Annotated in this window: 2 protein-coding genes; one reads left to right on the top strand and one right to left on the bottom strand. The window is 71.4% G+C overall.

The window, feature by feature from the left end:
• Positions 1–359 precede the first annotated feature (359 nt).
• Complete coding sequence (locus ACIG5F_RS20105; RefSeq protein ID WP_396519451.1) at positions 360–2,000, top strand: 3-hydroxyacyl-CoA dehydrogenase family protein; 1,641 nt, start codon at positions 360–362, stop codon at positions 1,998–2,000.
• On the opposite strand, the gene ACIG5F_RS20100 is transcribed toward ACIG5F_RS20105, so the two are convergent.
• Entirely contained in the window at positions 1,990–2,664 is a 675-nt protein-coding gene (locus ACIG5F_RS20100; protein WP_396519449.1) for a GntR family transcriptional regulator, read from the bottom strand. The genes ACIG5F_RS20105 and ACIG5F_RS20100 overlap by 11 nt on opposite strands.
• Positions 2,665–2,824 lie beyond the last annotated feature (160 nt).

Here is a 2,824-nt window from a genome sequence, read left to right as displayed (position 1 = left end):
GACGTGACTTCCTTACCGAGGCTGACTGGCCACCGGCGGCCACGTTAATAACGACTCGGCGACGACATGTACCCCTCATCGGATCGAGAACCCTTAGCGAACCCCTTCGTCACGGGACGCCCGACCGTAGGGGTCGACACTCCCCTCACCCACCCCGACACGGCGCTCACCAGCAAATATGCCGGCTTCGGCGGCCCGGCCGGCGGCCACTTGAGGGGTTCTAGGGGTTGTCCGCCCATCCCCGCGTCGTTTAACTGCTCAACGGTCGCGCCATTGCCGAATGTGTCACATGGAATTCACAGAATCGAACGGTTCCGCCGGCGCGTCAACCCCCGGAACAGGGAACGAGGAGACGCGTGATGACCCAGCAATTCCCGACCGTGGCGGTCGTCGGCCTCGGCAGTGTCGGCGCCGCGCTCGTCCGGAGGCTGAGCAGGTCCAGCCGACGGGTGATCGCGGTGGAGCACACCGCGGGCATCGCGGCCGCGGCCGCCGCCGACCTTGTCGTCGAGGCCGTGCCCGAGCGGCTGGGGCTCAAGGCCGAGGTGCTGGCGCGCGCCGATCGGGTGTGCCCCGACCACACGGTGTTCGCGACCACCACCACCGGCCTGTCGGTCACCGAGATCGCCTCCCGGTCCGGGCGGATGGCCCGCACCGTCGGGCTGCACGTGTTCCCGTCGGTGCTGGACAACGGAAGCGGGGCCGTCGAGCTGGTCCGGACGCCGGTGACCGACGCCGCCGCGCTCGCCGCGGCCGAGCAGTTCGTGGCCGAGCTGGGACTGACGCCGGCGCCGGTCGGCGACCAGCCCGGATTCGTCGGCGGCGCGCTGCTGATGGCCTACCTCAACGGGGCCGCGGCGATGTGCGAGCAGGGGTACGCCGCGCGCGACGACATCGACCTGGCGATGCGCCTGGGCTGCGGGCTGCCGACCGGGCCGCTCGCCCAGCTCGACCAGATCGGCATCGATGTCGTGCACGACACCCTGGAGGCGCTGCACGACCGCACCGGCGACCGCGGCTACGCGCCGGCCCACGTGCTGACCACCATGCGCGACGCCGGCCTGCTCGGCCGCAAGACCGGACGGGGCTTCTACGACTACAACGCGGAATCACCTGCGCCGCAAGGCGAATCGGCACCCGCTCGGGCCGCCGTGATCGGTGTTGTCGGCGCCGGAACCATGGCGACCGGCATCGCCGAGGTGTGTGCCCGCGCCGGCCATCGGACCGTGCTCATCGCCCGCACCGACGTGCGCGCCAAGGAGGCCCTGCGGGCTGTCGACGAGTCCATGGACCGCGCGGTTCGCCGGGGCCGGCTGTCCATTGAGGACCATCAGGCGGCGATGGACCGACTGTCCGGGGACGGCACGCTCTCCTCGCTCGCCGCGTGCGACCTCGTGGTCGAGGCCGTCAGCGAGGAGCTCTCGGTCAAACGCGAGATCTTCGCCGCGCTCGACCGGGTCTGCGCCGAGCACACCGTGCTGGCCACGTCCACCTCCAGCCTGCCCGTCATCGCCTGCGCGACCGCCACCCGGCGGCCCGACCGGGTGATCGGCATGCACTTCTTCAACCCCGCGCCCACCATGCGCCTGGTCGAGATCGCCCGCACCCCCCTGACCTCCGACGCCACCTCCCTCACCGCGCACGCCATCGCCGCCTCCCTCGGCCGCACCGCCATCTCGTGCCCCGACCGCCCCGGCTTCATCGTCAACGCCCTGCTCTTCCCCTACCTCAACCGCGCCGCCGCCATGGTGCGTGACCGCTGGCTGTCCGCCGACGCCATCGACCACGTGATGACCCACGCCCACGGCTTCCCCATGGGTCCCCTCCGCCTGCTCGACGTCATCGGCCTCGACGTGTCCCTACAGATCCAGCGCACCCTGGCCCAGGCCTTCAACTCCCCGGCCCTGGCCTCCGCCCTCTCCGACCTGGTCGCCGCCGGCCACCTCGGCCGCAAGACCGGCCGCGGCTTCCACCCCCACCCCGCGGCCGTCACGGCTTGAGCGCCTGGAGGGCGTCGATCACGTTCGACCAATGGCGGCGCATGGCCCGCTCCGCGCCGTCGGGTGAGCGGGCGCAGATCTCGTCGATGATGGCGAGATGGTCGGGCAGGGAGTACTGCGGTCCGCCCCGGCGCAGCGCGGTGCGGTACTGCTGCTGGACGGTCCGCGCGTTGAGGCGGGTCAGGGCGGCCTGGGCGCGAAGCCGGGTGAGGGTCTCGGCCGCCACCGACTGGCCGGCGATGTCCCGCACCCGCACGTGCAAGGCGGCGTTGAGTTTCCCGTACGCCGTCTCGTCCTGATCCATCGCCGAGCGGCGCATGTCCTGGGCGAGGGCGCGCAGCTCCTGCACCTCGGACTCGGTGACCCGCTCGGCGGCCTTGGCGGCGCACAGGCCTTCCAGGCACATCCGCACCTCGGTGATCTCGATCGCCTCGGTGGGGCTCACCGACCGGACGACCGCGCTGCGGTTGTGGGACCGCTCCACCAGCCGCTCGTGGCTGAGCTCGATCAGCGCCGCCCGCACGGCGCCGCGGGGAGCGTCGTACCGGGCGCACAGTTCCGCCTCGACCAGGCGCTGCCCCGGCGCGAAGCGGCCGTCGAGAATCGCCTGGCGGATGCTGTCCAGCACCGAGCCGGCCACGTCGTCCACGCGCGTCTCGGCCACCACCGGCTCCTCCATGAACACCGCGCGACGACACCGCCATCGCGAACCCGATTGTGAACAATTTCGCGGACCCGACCATCGCCCGCGAACATCGCCACTGTCAAGAAAAACCGGCGTGATTGTGCAGGATGCACCGAGCCGGGCAAAAACTGTGCGATTC

Origin of the sequence: Kutzneria sp. NPDC052558 (genome assembly GCF_044547355.1) — a bacterium.
GTDB lineage: Bacteria > Actinomycetota > Actinomycetes > Mycobacteriales > Pseudonocardiaceae > Kutzneria.
This window is presented reverse-complemented; position numbering and strand designations above follow the sequence as displayed.